Source organism: Paracoccus sp. TD-10 (genome assembly GCF_048270675.1).
GTDB classification, from domain to species: Bacteria; Pseudomonadota; Alphaproteobacteria; order Rhodobacterales; family Rhodobacteraceae; genus Paracoccus; species Paracoccus pantotrophus.
Genome location: NZ_CP182418.1, coordinates 845258 through 858528 on the forward strand (window position 1 = coordinate 845258; position 13271 = coordinate 858528).

A 13271-nucleotide genomic window follows, 5' to 3' on the forward strand; every position below is an offset into this window, starting at 1 on the left:
GAAGGCCCTTTATGGCACGCGAATATCCGCTGGAGCGCTACCGGAACTTCGGGATCATGGCCCATATCGACGCGGGCAAGACCACGACGACCGAGCGCATCCTGTTCTATACCGGCAAGAACCACAAGATGGGCGAGACGCACGAAGGTGCGTCCACCATGGACTGGATGGAGCAGGAAGCCGAGCGCGGCATCACCATCACCTCGGCGGCGACCACGACCTTCTGGCAGCGCCACGAGGATCCCGACTTCACCCCCGATGACAAGGAGCGTTGCCGCTTCAACATCATCGACACCCCCGGCCACGTCGACTTCACCATCGAGGTCGAGCGTTCGCTGGCGGTGCTGGACGGCGCGATCTGCCTGCTGGACGGCAATGCCGGCGTCGAGCCGCAGACCGAGACCGTCTGGCGCCAGGCCGACCGCTACAAGGTTCCGCGGATCGTCTTCGTCAACAAGATGGACAAGATCGGCGCCGATTTCTTCAAATGCGTCGCCATGATCAAGGACCGCACCGGCGGCACCCCCTGCCCGATCGCCCTGCCGATCGGCGCCGAGGACAAGCTGGAAGGCATCGTCGACCTGATCAAGATGGAAGAATGGGTCTGGAGGGGCGAGGATCTGGGCGCCTCCTGGATTCGCCAGCCGATCCGCGACGAGCTTCAGGACGTCGCCGAGGAATGGCGCGGCAAGATGATCGAACTCGCCGTCGAACAGGACGACGAGGCGATGGAAGCCTATCTGGAAGGCAACGAGCCCGACGAGGCGACGCTGCGCAAGCTGATCCGCAAGGGCACGCTGTCGCTGTCCTTCTTCCCGGTCATGGCCGGTTCCGCCTTCAAGAACAAGGGTGTGCAGCCGCTGCTGAACGCCGTGGTGGACTTCCTGCCGGCGCCGACCGACGTGCCTGCCTATATGGGCTTTGCCCCGGGCGACGAGACGGAAGAGCGCAACATCGCCCGTCACGCCTCGGATTCGGACCCGTTCTCGGCCCTGGCGTTCAAGATCATGAACGACCCCTTCGTCGGCTCGCTGACCTTCACGCGGATCTATTCTGGCCAGCTCAAGAAGGGCGACCAGATGCTGAACTCGACCAAGGGCAAGCGCGAGCGCGTCGGCCGGATGATGGTCATGCATGCCATCAACCGCGAGGAAATCGACGAGGCTTTCGCCGGCGACATCATCGCCCTGGCCGGGCTGAAGGAAACCACCACGGGCGACACGCTTTGCGATCCCGCGAAGCCGGTGGTCCTGGAAACCATGACCTTCCCCGAGCCGGTGATCGAGATCGCCGTCGAGCCGAAGTCCAAGGCCGACCAGGAGAAGATGGGCCTGGCCCTGCAGCGCCTGGCCGCCGAAGACCCGTCCTTCCGCGTCGAAACCGATCTGGAATCGGGTCAGACCATCATGAAGGGCATGGGCGAACTTCACCTCGACATCCTGGTGGACCGCATGAAGCGCGAGTTCAAGGTCGAGGCGAATATCGGCGCGCCGCAGGTGGCTTACCGCGAGACGATCAGCCAGCCGGCCGAGATCGACTATACGCATAAGAAGCAGACCGGCGGCACCGGCCAGTTCGCGCGCGTCAAGCTGGAAATCCAGCCGACCGAACCGGGCGAGGGCTATTCCTTCGAAAGCCGCATCGTCGGCGGTGCCGTGCCCAAGGAATACATTCCGGGCGTCGAGAAGGGCATCAAGTCGGTGATGGATTCGGGCCCGCTGGCCGGCTTCCCGGTGATCGACTTCAAGGTGGCGCTGATCGACGGTGCCTTCCATGACGTCGACTCCTCGGTCCTGGCCTTCGAGATCGCGGCGCGTGCCGCCATGCGCGAGGGGCTGAAGAAGGCGGGGGCCAAGCTGCTCGAGCCGATCATGCGCGTCGAGGTGGTTACGCCGGAGGAATATACCGGTTCGATCATCGGCGACCTGACCAGCCGTCGCGGCATGGTCCGCGGCCAGGACTCGCGCGGCAATGCGAACGTCATCGACGCCTTCGTGCCGCTGGCCAACATGTTCGGCTACATCAACAATCTGCGCTCGATGTCCTCGGGCCGCGCGGTGTTCACGATGCAGTTCGACCATTACGAGGCTGTGCCGCAGAACATCTCGGACGAGATCCAGAAGAAATACGCGTAATCCCGGCGGTGCGTGGGCAACCGCGCACCCTACCAACCCCGTAGGGTGCGTGGTTGCACGCACCGTCAACATAAGGAGCCATGCCCATGGCAAAGGCAAAGTTTGAACGGACGAAACCGCACGTCAACATCGGGACGATCGGTCACGTTGACCACGGCAAGACGACGCTGACGGCTGCGATCACCAAGTATTTCGGTGAATTCAAGGCCTATGACCAGATCGACGGCGCTCCCGAGGAGCGTGCGCGTGGCATCACGATCTCGACCGCGCATGTGGAATACGAATCGGAGAACCGGCACTACGCCCACGTGGACTGCCCCGGCCACGCGGACTACGTGAAGAACATGATCACGGGCGCCGCGCAGATGGACGGCGCGATCCTGGTGGTGAACGCGGCGGACGGCCCGATGCCGCAGACGCGCGAGCACATCCTGCTGGGCCGTCAGGTCGGCATCCCCTACATGGTCGTCTACCTGAACAAGGTCGACCAGGTGGACGATCCGGAACTGCTGGAACTGGTCGAGATGGAAGTGCGCGAGCTGCTGTCCTCCTACGACTATCCCGGCGACGACATCCCGATCATCAAGGGTTCGGCGCTGGCGGCGCTGGAAGGCCGCGACAAGGAGATCGGCGAGGATTCGATCCGCGCGCTGATCGCGGCGGTGGACGAATACATCCCGACGCCCGAGCGTGCGGTTGACCTGCCGTTCCTGATGCCGATCGAGGACGTGTTCTCGATCTCGGGCCGCGGCACGGTTGTGACCGGCCGTGTCGAGCGCGGCGCGGTGAACGTGGGCGACGAGCTCGAGATCGTCGGCATCCGCCCGACGAAGAAGACGACCTGCACCGGTGTCGAGATGTTCCGCAAGCTGCTGGACCGCGGGGAAGCCGGCGACAACATCGGCGCGCTGCTGCGCGGCATCGAGCGCGACGGCGTCGAGCGCGGCCAGGTTCTGGCCAAGCCCGGCTCGGTGACGCCGCATACCGAGTTCGAGGCCGAGGCCTATATCCTGACCAAGGAAGAGGGTGGCCGGCACACGCCGTTCTTCGCGAACTACCGTCCGCAGTTCTACTTCCGCACGACGGACGTGACCGGGACGGTGAAGCTTCCCGAGGGCACCGAGATGGTGATGCCGGGCGACAACCTGAAGTTCACGGTGGAGCTGATCGCGCCGATCGCGATGGAGGAGAAGCTGCGCTTCGCCATCCGCGAGGGCGGCCGCACGGTCGGCGCCGGCGTGGTGTCGAAGATCCTGAAGTGATCTGGCGGGGGCGGCGGCCCTGCGCCGCTGCCCCGCCCGGGATCATCGGGTGATCCCGCGAGGGATATCGCGATGAGGGGCCGCTCCGCAGGGGGCGGCCTTTCTGCTTGCCGCGGCGCGGCAGCCGGGGCGCTGCCCCGGACCCCGGGATATTTCGGCAAGAAAGAAGCAAGGCAAAGCGGACGCGCGGGAGAGGGGCCGGAGAGGGGGGCAGGCTCGCCGTGACTTTCGTCGAAGCCGCTCCTGGAGGCTGCCGTGACGTGAAACCCGCCCGAGGGCGGGTTTTCGCGTCTTCATTCCGTCAGGCCGGGAAAGCCCGATTGGGCGAATGGGGTAAGGATGCTTTCGACTGCCTCCGATGATAGCGGCGTGCCGAAGGCACGACCTGGATGCCGCGAAAGACCAGCCCTGCCGGCACGGGGATGCCGGGCCGTGCCTTGCGCAGGCCCCGGGCGCGTCATTCGGCCCGGGGGATTGGCGTGGGAAACCTCGGTGGACGGGACGGCGCCTTTCAGGGGCGGATAGTGTCGCGAGAATTGCGGCAGCAGAGCCTTCACGACATTCGCCAGTAAGACGGAGCTTGAGCGGGCACGTTCGGCTTAAACCGCGCCGCCGGCAGCAGCTTTCATGATGGCGCGGGCCGGGCCGGGTGCTTGACCGCCGCCGCGGAAACCGCTAGACGGGCGCATCGCTGCCGGTTCCTGTTCTTGCGAAAAGAATCGGTTGCCTTGCGCCGGGCCGTCCGCTATGGGGGCGGCCTGCTCTTGTTTATACGGTTCGACGCTGGCGGTGCGTGGTGTGTCGTCAGCCTCTCAACTTGAACTCCCCGCAAGAGGGATGAGAATGCAAAGCCAGAATATCCGCATCCGGTTGAAGGCGTTCGATTACCGCGTCCTGGATGCCAGCACGCAGGAAATCGTGAACACCGCCAAGCGCACCGGCGCGCAGGTCCGCGGCCCGATTCCGCTGCCCAACAAGATCGAGAAATTCACCGTTCTGCGCGGCCCGCATATCGACAAGAAATCCCGCGACCAGTGGGAAATCCGCACGCATAAGCGCCTGCTGGACATCGTCGACCCGACCCCCCAGACCGTGGACGCCCTGATGAAGCTCGACCTCGCCGCCGGCGTGGATGTCGAGATCAAGGTGTAAGGAGGCCATCATGCTGCGGACTGGTGTTATCGCCAAGAAGCTGGGCATGACCCGGCTGTTCCTGGAAGACGGGCGTCAGGTGCCCGTCACCGTACTGCACGTGGACAACGTGCAGGTCATCGCTCAGCGCACCGCCGAGAAAGACGGCTACGTGGCGCTGCAGCTCGGCGCGGGCGAGGCCAAGGCCAAGCGCACGACCGCCGCGCTGCGCGGCCATTTCGCCAAGGCGAATGTCGCGCCCAAGCGCAAGATCGCGGAATTCCGCGTCTCGCCCGAGAACCTGGTCGAGGTGGGCGAGGAGATCGTCGCCGACCATTACTTCGAAGGCCAGTATGTCGACATCGCCGGCACCTCGATCGGCAAGGGCTTTGCCGGCGCGATGAAGCGGCACAATTTCGGCGGTCTGCGCGCCTCGCACGGCGTGTCGATCAGCCACCGCTCGCATGGCTCGACCGGCCAGTGCCAGGATCCGGGCAAGGTGTTCAAGGGCAAGAAGATGGCCGGTCATCTGGGTGCCGTGCGCGTCACCACCCAGAACCTGCAGGTCGTCAAGACCGATGCCGAGCGTGGCCTGATCATGGTCAAGGGCTCGGTGCCGGGTTCCAAGGGTGGCTGGGTCACGATCAAGGACGCCGTGAAGAAGCCGCTGGCCGAAAACACCGTTTTCCCGGCCGCGACCCGTTCGAAAGCTGCCCAGGCCGAGGCTGCCGCCCCTGCCGAGGCCGCCGCGCCCGAAGGAGACAACTGATGAAACTCGACGTTATCACGCTCGATGCCGGCAAGGCCGGGGACATCGACCTGAGCGATGACATCTTCGGGCTTGAACCGCGTGCGGACATCCTGCACCGCGTCGTGCGCTGGCAGCGTGCGAAGGCGCAGGCGGGCACCCATTCGGTGCTGGGCAAGTCGGATGTCAGCTACTCGACCAAGAAGATCTACCGCCAGAAGGGTACCGGCGGCGCCCGTCACGGTTCCCGCAAGGCGCCGATCTTCCGTCACGGCGGCGTCTACAAGGGCCCGACCCCGCGCAGCCACGCGTTCGACCTGCCCAAGAAGGTCCGCGCGCTTGGCCTGAAGCACGCCCTGTCGGCCAAGGCCGCCGCGGGCGAGCTGGTGGTCGTGGACAGCCTGAACATCGGGGAAGCCAAGACCGCGGCCGTCGCCAAGGCGGTCAAGGAAAACGGCTGGAAGCGCGTCCTGGTGATCGACGGTGCCGAGGTGAACGAGAATTTCGCCCGCGCCGCCCGCAACCTGGAAGGCGTCGATGTGCTGCCCTCGATGGGTGCCAATGTCTATGACATCCTGCGCCGCGATACGCTCGTGCTGACGCGCGCCGGTGTCGAAGCTCTGGAGGCTCGCCTGAAATGAGCGTGAAACCCGAACATTACGACGTGATCGTCAAGCCGGTCATCACCGAAAAGGCCACCCTGGTGGGCGATGCCAACGCCTATGTCTTCCAGGTGGCCAAGGAATCGACCAAGCCGGCGATCAAGCAGGCCGTCGAGGCTCTGTTCAACGTCAAGGTGAAGGCCGTGAACACGACCATCACCAAGGGCAAGACCAAGCGTTTCCGTGGCCGCCCCGGCGTGCGCTCGGACGTGAAGAAGGCCTATGTGACGCTGGAAGCTGGCAACAGCATCGACGTCTCGACCGGCCTCTGATAAGAAGCCTGCGAATCGACGGCCCCGGCAGCGGGGCCGTCGGCATTTGACTGAAACGGACCAGCAACGGTCCAAAGCAACGGAAGACAGAAAGCATGGCACTCAAGTCGTATAAGCCGACGACGCCTGGCCAGCGTGGGCTGGTTCTGATCGACCGTTCGGAGCTTTGGAAAGGGCGCCCGGTCAAATCCCTCACCGAGGGGTTGACCAAGAACGGCGGCCGGAACAACACCGGACGGATCACGATGCGCCGCAAGGGCGGCGGGGCGAAGCGTCTCTATCGCATCGTCGATTTCAAGCGCACCAAGTTCGATGTCCCGGCGACCGTCGAGCGGATCGAATACGACCCGAACCGCACCGCCTTCATCGCGCTGATCAAATATGAAGACGGCGAGCAGGCCTATATCATCGCGCCCCAGCGTCTGGCTGTCGGCGACAAGGTGGTGGCCGGCGCCAAGGTGGACGTGAAGCCCGGCAACGCCATGCCCTTCAGCGGCATGCCGATCGGCACCATCGTCCACAACGTCGAGCTGAAGCCCGGCAAGGGCGGCCAGATCGCCCGTTCGGCGGGCACCTATGCCCAGTTCGTCGGCCGCGACGGCGGCTATGCCCAGATCCGCCTGTCCTCGGGCGAGCTGCGCATGGTGCGCCAGGAATGCATGGCGACGATCGGCGCCGTGTCGAATGCCGACCATTCGAACCAGAACCTCGGCAAGGCCGGCCGCAACCGGCACCTGGGCATCCGCCCGAGCGTGCGCGGCGTGGCCATGAACCCGATCGACCACCCGCATGGTGGCGGTGAAGGCCGGACTTCGGGCGGTCGTCACCCGGTTACTCCCTGGGGCAAGGGCACCAAGGGCAACCGCACCCGCACGAACAAATCGACCGACAAGTATATCCTGCGGTCGCGTCACGCGAAGAAGGGGCGTTAATCCATGGCACGTTCTGTTTGGAAGGGCCCCTTTGTCGATGCTTATGTGCTTCGCAAGGCCGAGAAAGCCCGCGAGTCCGGCAAGTCGGACGTCATCAAGATCTGGTCGCGTCGTTCGACCATTCTGCCGCAATTCGTCGGTCTGACCTTTGGCGTCTACAACGGCCAGAAGCACATCCCGGTCTCGGTGACCGAAGAGATGATCGGCCAGAAGTTCGGTGAATACTCGCCGACGCGGACCTATTACGGTCACGCCGCCGACAAGAAAGCGAAAAGGAAGTAAGCGTCATGGGTAAGGAACAAAATCCGCGCCGCGTGGCGGAGAACGAGGCGTTTGCGAAGACCAAGATGCTTCGCACCTCGCCGCAGAAGCTGAACCTGGTTGCGGCGATGATCCGCGGCAAGAAGGTGGACAAGGCCCTGGCCGACCTGACCTTCTCGTCCAAGCGTATCGCCGGCGATGTCAAGAAATGCCTGCAATCGGCCATCGCCAACGCCGAGAACAACCATAACCTGGACGTCGATAACCTGATCGTCGCCGAGGCCTGGGTCGGCAAGAACCTGGTCATGAAGCGTGGCCGTCCGCGCGCCCGTGGTCGTTACGGCAAGATCATGAAGCCGTTTTCGGAAATCACCATCAAGGTCCGTCAGGTCGAGGCCATCGAAGCCGGGGAGCGCGCGTAATGGGTCAGAAGGTAAACCCCATCGGGATGCGTCTCCAGGTCAACCGCACCTGGGACAGCCGCTGGTATGCGGATGACAAGGATTACGGCAATCTGCTGCTGGAAGACCTGAAGATCCGCGACTTCATCCACAAGGAAGCCAAGCAGGCCGGCGTCAGCCGCGTCATCATCGAGCGCCCGCACAAGAAATGCCGCGTGACGATCTATGCCGCGCGTCCGGGTGTCATCATCGGCAAGAAAGGCGCCGATATCGAGACCCTGCGCAAGAAGCTGGCGAACTACACCGCCTCGGAACTGCACCTCAACATCGTCGAGGTCCGCAAGCCCGAGCTGGATGCCCAGCTGGTGGCCGAATCGATCGCCCAGCAGCTCGAGCGCCGGGTGTCGTTCCGCCGCGCCATGAAGCGCGCGGTGCAGAACGCCATGCGCATGGGCGCCCTGGGCATCCGGGTGAACGTGTCGGGCCGCCTGGGCGGCGCCGAGATCGCCCGGACCGAATGGTACCGCGAAGGCCGGGTGCCGTTGCACACGCTGCGCGCCGATATCGACTATGCGCTGTCGGAAGCCTCGACCCCCTACGGGATCATCGGCGTGAAGGTCTGGATCTTCAAGGGCGAGATCATGGAGCATGATCCGCAGGCCCGCGACCGTCGCGCCACCGAAGCGCAGGACGGCCCCTCGCCCCGCGGCCCGCGCCGTGATCGCGACCGCGACGCGCGCTAAGGAGAAGAAGCAATGCTGCAACCGAAACGGACCAAGTTCCGCAAACAGCACAAGGGCCGCATCCACGGCGAGGCCAAGGGCGGGTTCAACCTGAACTTCGGCTCCTATGCGCTGAAGGCCATCGAGCCCGAGCGCGTCACCGCGCGCCAGATCGAGGCGGCCCGCCGCGCGATCACCCGCCACATGAAGCGTCAGGGCCGGGTCTGGATCCGGATCTTCCCGGACGTGCCGGTTTCCTCGAAACCGACCGAAGTGCGGATGGGTAAGGGCAAGGGCTCGGTGGATTACTGGGCTGCCCGCGTCCATCCCGGCCGGATCATGTTCGAGATCGACGGCGTGAACGACGCCATCGCCCGCGAAGCCCTGCGCCTGGGCGCGCAGAAGCTGCCGGTGCTGACCCGCATCGTCGCGCGCGAAGACTGGTAATTCGCCGCCGCTTCCAGATTGCGCCCCGCCGCGACAGTGGCGGGGCGCTGCATTTCTGGCTTCCTCGGGACAATCGGGGTTGCCAAAATCCGGCCAAGCCTGTATGGGCAGGCCTTCATCATGAAACTCCACCGGAATCAGGGTGGCCCTGCATGGCAGGGGCTCGCCGGTGATGTTGAAAGGAAAAGGCGCATGAAAGCGCAGGAATTGAAAGACAAGACGCCTGACCAGCTGAAGGAACAGCTGCTCGCGCTGAAGAAGGAAGCGTTCAACCTGCGCTTCCAGCAGGCCACCGGCCAGCTCGAATCGACCGCCCGCATGCGCGCCGTCCGCCGCGACGTCGCCCGTGTGAAAACCATTCTGAACCAGAAAGCGGCGCAAGCCGCGGCGTCGAACTAAGGAGCCCGGTCCATGCCCAAACGCATCCTGCAAGGCAAGGTCGTCAGCGACAAGAACGAACAGACCGTGACCGTCCTGGTCGAGCGTCGCTTCAAGCATCCGCTGCTGCACAAGACCGTGCGGTCGTCCAAGAAATACCGCGCGCATGACGCGCAGAACCAGTTCAAGGTCGGTGACATCGTTCGCATCGTCGAATGCGCGCCGATCTCGAAGACCAAGCGCTGGACCGTCCTGACCGAAGCCACCGAAGCTTCGGCCTGAGCGCCAGTTTAATCGATACCCTGGGGCCGGTGCCGCCGGTCCCCAAAGGTCGGGAGTAACCAAATGATCCAGATGCAGACCAATCTGGATGTCGCTGACAACTCCGGCGCACGCCGGGTGCAGTGCATCAAGGTTCTGGGTGGTTCGCACCGTCGCTATGCGTCGGTGGGCGACATCATCGTCGTCTCCGTCAAGGAAGCCATTCCGCGCGGCCGCGTGAAGAAGGGCGATGTCCGCAAGGCCGTCGTCGTACGCACCGCGAAAGAAGTGAAGCGCGAGGACGGCACCTCGATCCGCTTCGACCGCAATGCTGCCGTCATCCTGAACAACCAGGGCGAACCGGTCGGCACCCGTATCTTCGGGCCGGTCGTGCGCGAGCTGCGGGCCAAGAACTTCATGAAGATCATCTCGCTTGCGCCGGAGGTGCTGTGATGGCTGCGAAGCTCAAGAAGGGCGACAAGGTCGTCGTGCTGACCGGCAAGGACAAGGGCAAGCAGGGCGAGATCTCCGCGGTGTTCCCGAAAGAGAACAAGGCGGTCGTTGACGGCGTCAACATCGCGATCCGTCACCAGCGCCAGACCCAGACGAGCCAGGGCGGCCGCGTGGCCAAGGCCATGCCGATCGACCTGTCGAACCTGGCGCTGCTGGACAAGAACGGCAAAGCGACCCGCGTCGGCTTCCGCGTGGAAGACGGCAAGAAGGTCCGTTTCGCCAAGACCACGGGAGACGTGATCTGATGCTGGACCAAGCCAATTACACCCCGCGCCTCAAGTCGCTCTACAAGGACCAGATCCGTGCCACGCTCAAGGAAGAGTTCGGCTACAAGAACGACATGCAGATCCCGCGCCTGGACAAGATCGTCCTGAACATGGGCATCGGCGAGGCCGTCAAGGACACCAAGAAGGTCAAGCAGGGCGCTGAAGAGCTGTCGCTGATCGCTGGTCAGAAGGCCGTCATCACCAAGGCCAAGAAGTCGATCGCCGGCTTCCGCGTCCGGGAAGAGATGCCGCTGGGCTGCAAGGTCACGCTGCGCGGCGACCGGATGTATGAATTCCTGGATCGCCTGATCAACATCGCGCTGCCCCGCGTCCGCGACTTCCGCGGCGTCAAGGGCACGGCTTTCGACGGCCGCGGCAACTATGCCATGGGCCTGAAGGAGCATATCGTGTTCCCGGAAATCAACTTCGACAAGGTCGACGAAGTTCTGGGGATGGACATCATCATCTGCACCACCGCGCGGACCGACGCGGAAGCGAAGTCGCTGCTCAAGGCATTCAACATGCCTTTCAACAGCTGATCGCGGAGGGAAGAAGATATGGCAAAGAAATCCATGGTCGAGCGCGAGAAGAAGCGCGAGCGTCTGGTTCAGAAATACGCCGCCAAGCGCGCCGCGCTGAACGAGATCGTCCACGATCAGTCCCGCCCGATGGAAGAGCGCTTCAAGGCCAGCCTGAAACTGGCTGAACTGCCGCGCAACTCCTCGGCCACGCGTCTGCACAACCGGTGCCAACTGACCGGCCGTCCGCATGCGTATTACCGTAAACTGAAACTGTCGCGGATCATGCTGCGCGAGCTCGGCTCGTTCGGCCAGATCCCCGGCATGGTCAAATCCAGCTGGTAAGGGGGCAATATGTCGATGAACGATCCTCTCGGCGATATGCTGACCCGCATCCGCAACGCGCAGATGCGCGGCAAATCGACCGTCCGCACGCCCGCCTCCAAGCTGCGCGCCTGGGTGCTGGATGTGCTGAAAGCCGAAGGCTACATCCGCGGCTATGAAAAGGTTGAAACCCCCTCGGGCCATACCGAGCTGGAAATCAGCCTGAAATACTACGAAGGCACCCCGGTGATCCGGGAACTGGCGCGGGTGTCCAAGCCCGGCCGCCGGGTCTACGCCTCGGTCAAGGAATTGCCGCAGGTCCGCAACGGCCTGGGCGTCTCCATCGTCTCGACGCCCAAGGGCGTCATGTCTGATGCAGCGGCTCGCAGCGCCAATGTCGGCGGCGAAGTCCTCTGCACCGTGTTCTAAGGAGGGCAGAGATGTCTCGGATTGGTAAGAAGCCGGTCGCCCTCCCCAAGGGCGTGACCGCAGAGATCAAGGGCCAGACCATCGAGGTCAAGGGCCCGAAAGGCAGCCGCAGCTTCACCGCGACCGACGACGTGACGCTGGCCGTCGAGGAGGGCGCCGTCAAGGTGACCCCCCGCGGCCAGTCGAAGCGCGCCCGCCAGCAGTGGGGCATGACCCGCTCGATGGTCGAGAACCTGACCGTCGGCGTCAGCGAAGGCTTCAAGAAAGAGCTGGAAATCCAGGGCGTCGGCTACCGCGCCCAGATGCAGGGCAAGACGCTGAAGCTCTCGCTGGGCTATTCGCATGACGTGAACTTCGAAACGCCGGAAGGCGTGACCATCTCGGCTCCGAAACAGACCGAGATCGTGGTGGAAGGCATCGACCAGCAGCTGGTCGGCCAGGTCGCCGCGAACATCCGCGAGTGGCGTCGCCCCGAGCCCTACAAGGGCAAGGGCATCCGCTACAAGGGTGAGGTCGTCTTCCGCAAGGAAGGCAAGAAGAAGTAAGGGGCGCAAAAATGGCACTGACGAAAAGAGAGCTGTTCCAGAAGCGCCGCCTGCGCGTGCGGAACAAGTTGCGGAAGATCTCGGACGGCCGTCCGCGGCTGTCCGTTCACCGTTCTTCCAAGAACATCAGCGTCCAGGTGATCGACGACGTGAAGGGGGTCACCCTGGCCGCCGCCTCGTCGCTCGAGAAGGATCTGGGCGTGGTCGGCAAGAACAATGTCGAAGCGGCGGCCAAGATCGGCGCCGCGATTGCGGAACGCGCGAAGAAGGCCGGTGTCGAAGAGGTGATCTTCGACCGCGGCGGCTTCCTGTTCCACGGCAAGATCAAGGCGCTTGCCGATGCGGCCCGCGAAGGCGGCCTGAAGTTCTGACGAATGCGGGTGGCGGCTGCGCCACCCCGATGATCCGGGGGCCGTCCGATCCGTCGGCGGCCCACCAGGATTGGCCTCAACGGCGCGGGACGCGCGCCAGCGTAGAAGGAATGCCTTATGGCAGAACGTGAAAACCGTCGGGGTCGCCGCGAAGAGCGCGAGGAAACCCCAGAATTTGCCGACCGTCTGGTCGCGATCAACCGCGTGTCGAAAACCGTCAAGGGCGGTAAGCGCTTCGGCTTCGCCGCCCTGGTGGTCGTCGGCGACCAGCGTGGCCGCGTCGGCTTCGGCAAGGGCAAGGCCAAGGAAGTCCCCGAGGCGATCCGCAAGGCGACCGAACAGGCGAAGCGTTCGCTGGTTCGCGTGCCGCTGCGCGACGGTCGCACCCTGCATCATGACATCGAAGGGCGTCACGGCGCCGGCCGGGTGGTGATGCGGACCGCGGTTCCGGGCACCGGCATCATCGCCGGCGGTCCGATGCGCGCCGTGTTCGAGATGCTGGGCGTCCAGGACGTCGTGGCGAAATCGCTGGGGTCGCAGAACCCCTACAACATGATTCGCGCCACCATCGACGGTCTCAAGAAGGAAGCCTCGCCCCGCAATGTCGCGCAGCGCCGCGGCAAGAAGGTGGCCGAGATCCTGCCGTCCAGCGACAAGCCGGCCGAAGCCGCCGTCGAAGCGTAAGGAGACAGG

General features: G+C 64.2%; 21 protein-coding genes. All 21 read left to right on the forward strand.

Annotation, left to right across the window (positions count from 1 at the left end; all coding sequences use genetic code 11):
* Positions 1 to 11: 11 nt before the first annotated feature.
* Entirely contained in the window at positions 12 to 2135 is a 2124-nt protein-coding gene (fusA, locus tag ACNKFW_RS04140) for an elongation factor G (RefSeq protein ID WP_024845732.1), read from the forward strand.
* Positions 2136 to 2221: 86 nt separating this feature from the next.
* Positions 2222 to 3397 (forward strand): elongation factor Tu, encoded by a 1176-nt coding sequence (gene tuf / locus ACNKFW_RS04145; protein ID WP_024843763.1) that lies wholly within the window; start codon positions 2222 to 2224, stop codon positions 3395 to 3397.
* Between the two features lie 843 nt (positions 3398 to 4240).
* Entirely contained in the window at positions 4241 to 4549 is a 309-nt protein-coding gene (rpsJ, locus tag ACNKFW_RS04150) for a 30S ribosomal protein S10 (protein WP_010400227.1), read from the forward strand.
* 10 nt (positions 4550 to 4559) lie between these two features.
* On the forward strand, positions 4560 to 5297 hold the full coding sequence (gene rplC / locus ACNKFW_RS04155; protein ID WP_036747352.1) for a 50S ribosomal protein L3: 738 nt from the start codon (positions 4560 to 4562) through the stop codon (positions 5295 to 5297).
* Entirely contained in the window at positions 5297 to 5917 is a 621-nt protein-coding gene (gene rplD, locus ACNKFW_RS04160) for a 50S ribosomal protein L4 (protein WP_024844052.1), read from the forward strand. Before rplC ends, rplD begins: the two co-directional genes overlap by 1 nt.
* Positions 5914 to 6210 carry a 50S ribosomal protein L23 gene (locus ACNKFW_RS04165; RefSeq protein ID WP_024844053.1) on the forward strand — a complete coding sequence of 99 codons (297 nt, stop codon included), beginning with the start codon at positions 5914 to 5916 and terminating at the stop codon, positions 6208 to 6210. The genes rplD and ACNKFW_RS04165 overlap by 4 nt, the downstream gene beginning before the upstream one ends.
* Positions 6211 to 6305: 95 nt before the next feature.
* Positions 6306 to 7142 carry a 50S ribosomal protein L2 gene (rplB, locus tag ACNKFW_RS04170; protein ID WP_024844054.1) on the forward strand — a complete coding sequence of 279 codons (837 nt, stop codon included), beginning with the start codon at positions 6306 to 6308 and terminating at the stop codon, positions 7140 to 7142.
* Positions 7143 to 7145: 3 nt separating this feature from the next.
* Positions 7146 to 7424, forward strand: coding sequence for a 30S ribosomal protein S19 (gene rpsS, locus ACNKFW_RS04175; RefSeq protein WP_010400236.1), 279 nt, complete (start codon positions 7146 to 7148; stop codon positions 7422 to 7424).
* Positions 7425 to 7429: 5 nt separating this feature from the next.
* On the forward strand, positions 7430 to 7825 hold the full coding sequence (gene rplV / locus ACNKFW_RS04180; protein WP_024844055.1) for a 50S ribosomal protein L22: 396 nt from the start codon (positions 7430 to 7432) through the stop codon (positions 7823 to 7825).
* The gene (gene rpsC / locus ACNKFW_RS04185; RefSeq protein WP_024844056.1) at positions 7825 to 8547 is read left to right on the forward strand and encodes a 30S ribosomal protein S3; all 723 of its coding nucleotides are present in this window, start codon (positions 7825 to 7827) and stop codon (positions 8545 to 8547) included. The genes rplV and rpsC overlap by 1 nt, the downstream gene beginning before the upstream one ends.
* A gap of 12 nt (positions 8548 to 8559) precedes the next feature.
* On the forward strand, positions 8560 to 8973 hold the full coding sequence (rplP, locus tag ACNKFW_RS04190; protein ID WP_024844057.1) for a 50S ribosomal protein L16: 414 nt from the start codon (positions 8560 to 8562) through the stop codon (positions 8971 to 8973).
* Between the two features lie 192 nt (positions 8974 to 9165).
* Positions 9166 to 9372, forward strand: coding sequence for a 50S ribosomal protein L29 (gene rpmC, locus ACNKFW_RS04195; RefSeq protein ID WP_024844058.1), 207 nt, complete (start codon positions 9166 to 9168; stop codon positions 9370 to 9372).
* Positions 9373 to 9384: 12 nt separating this feature from the next.
* Positions 9385 to 9633, forward strand: a complete 249-nt coding sequence (rpsQ, locus tag ACNKFW_RS04200) for a 30S ribosomal protein S17 (RefSeq protein WP_024844059.1) — start codon at positions 9385 to 9387, stop codon at positions 9631 to 9633.
* Between the two features lie 63 nt (positions 9634 to 9696).
* Entirely contained in the window at positions 9697 to 10065 is a 369-nt protein-coding gene (rplN, locus tag ACNKFW_RS04205; RefSeq protein ID WP_010400243.1) for a 50S ribosomal protein L14, read from the forward strand.
* Positions 10065 to 10370, forward strand: a complete 306-nt coding sequence (rplX, locus tag ACNKFW_RS04210; protein WP_024844060.1) for a 50S ribosomal protein L24 — start codon at positions 10065 to 10067, stop codon at positions 10368 to 10370. Before rplN ends, rplX begins: the two co-directional genes overlap by 1 nt.
* Positions 10370 to 10930: a 50S ribosomal protein L5 gene (rplE, locus tag ACNKFW_RS04215; RefSeq protein ID WP_036747353.1), complete on the forward strand. Its 561-nt coding sequence runs from the start codon at positions 10370 to 10372 to the stop codon at positions 10928 to 10930. Before rplX ends, rplE begins: the two co-directional genes overlap by 1 nt.
* 18 nt (positions 10931 to 10948) lie before the next feature.
* Positions 10949 to 11254, forward strand: coding sequence for a 30S ribosomal protein S14 (gene rpsN, locus ACNKFW_RS04220; RefSeq protein WP_024844062.1), 306 nt, complete (start codon positions 10949 to 10951; stop codon positions 11252 to 11254).
* 9 nt (positions 11255 to 11263) lie between these two features.
* The gene (rpsH, locus tag ACNKFW_RS04225; RefSeq protein ID WP_024844063.1) at positions 11264 to 11662 is read left to right on the forward strand and encodes a 30S ribosomal protein S8; all 399 of its coding nucleotides are present in this window, start codon (positions 11264 to 11266) and stop codon (positions 11660 to 11662) included.
* Positions 11663 to 11673: 11 nt separating this feature from the next.
* Positions 11674 to 12207, forward strand: coding sequence for a 50S ribosomal protein L6 (rplF, locus tag ACNKFW_RS04230; protein ID WP_024844064.1), 534 nt, complete (start codon positions 11674 to 11676; stop codon positions 12205 to 12207).
* Between the two features lie 11 nt (positions 12208 to 12218).
* Entirely contained in the window at positions 12219 to 12578 is a 360-nt protein-coding gene (gene rplR / locus ACNKFW_RS04235; RefSeq protein WP_036747354.1) for a 50S ribosomal protein L18, read from the forward strand.
* Positions 12579 to 12695: 117 nt separating this feature from the next.
* Positions 12696 to 13262, forward strand: a complete 567-nt coding sequence (rpsE, locus tag ACNKFW_RS04240) for a 30S ribosomal protein S5 (RefSeq protein ID WP_024844066.1) — start codon at positions 12696 to 12698, stop codon at positions 13260 to 13262.
* Positions 13263 to 13271 lie beyond the last annotated feature (9 nt).